The organism is Nesterenkonia flava, from assembly GCF_031432335.1.
GTDB lineage: Bacteria > Actinomycetota > Actinomycetes > Actinomycetales > Micrococcaceae > Nesterenkonia > Nesterenkonia flava.
In genome coordinates, this window is record NZ_JAVKGT010000084.1 from 1 (window position 1) to 975 (window position 975).

Consider the following 975-nt stretch of genomic DNA (forward strand, 5'->3'; position numbering starts at 1 on the left):
GACAGACCCCCACACCGGCGAAATCCCAAATTGACAACTATAGGAGCATCAACGCTACCGACCCTGAAGGGTACCGCTGATGGTCAGCGGTCCTGTTTGCGTTTGCCGATCTTGTCGCGGTTCTGCTCGATCCATGCCTGGTTGTAGGCGCCGGGACGGTTGGCCCACCAGTTCTTGATGGTGTCTTGGTGCCACCAGGGGGAGTAGGGCCAGCGGCCTTCGCGGCCGTCTGGGGGAGGCATGTCGCCGCGTTTGATGTGCTTCTGGTCCCCGGTCTCCGCGGCTTTCTTGCGGTGCATCTGGGATCGCCCGTTCATGGACTGGACGCTGCTGCGCGCCAGACCTGTGTATTCGGCGACGTCCTCGATGTACCAAACCTGTGTTCCCATATCCATAACACGATAACCCTGGTAGGCCGTCCGGTGCCAGCCCTGTGGCGCGTAACCGTACGCTTCGGTGCCAATTATTCGTGTTACAGGTGACGTGTCGCGGTGCTCGGGTCGTAGGCGTCCCACATCCCTGCCCCTCCTGAGTTCACAGTGAAGGTCCACAGGACACGCACCCCTGGGAACTGAAGGAGCAATCATGGCACGCCGCCGCACCAAAGAGGAGCTAATCGAGCGCCGCACCAAAGCCACCCAGTACCGGGCCGCCGGCATGACCTGGGAGCAAGTCGCCAACAAGCTCGACTACGCCAACAAGTCAGCAGCCTGGAAGGACGTCGTCCCTCACCTGCAGGCTGAGCACAATGAAGCCGTCGAGCACCTGCGCGTCATCGAACTGGAACGCCTCGACCAGCTCACCAAAGGTGTCTTCCCAAAGGCCCTGAAGGGCGATACCAAAGCAGTCGACGCGGTGCTGAAGATCATGGCCCGCCGAGCCCGCTACATCGGCGGCCTCGAAGTCCCAGAAGAGCACAAGGGTCTGCTGAAGGTTCGGTTGACCGTCGGGCTTATGCCGCCAGGGCGACGGCAT

Annotated in this window: 2 protein-coding genes; one reads left to right on the plus strand and one right to left on the minus strand. The window is 61.5% G+C overall.

Annotated features, from left to right (window positions below):
- Positions 1-83: 83 nt before the first annotated feature.
- The gene (locus RH857_RS13555) at positions 84-389 is read right to left on the minus strand and encodes a hypothetical protein (RefSeq protein ID WP_310538503.1); all 306 of its coding nucleotides are present in this window, start codon (positions 387-389) and stop codon (positions 84-86) included.
- A 196-nt stretch (positions 390-585) separates the two neighbouring features.
- On the opposite strand from RH857_RS13555, the gene RH857_RS13560 reads away from it, so the two are divergent.
- The coding region (locus RH857_RS13560; protein WP_310538504.1) for a hypothetical protein at positions 586-975 on the plus strand (390 nt) is incomplete at its 3' end.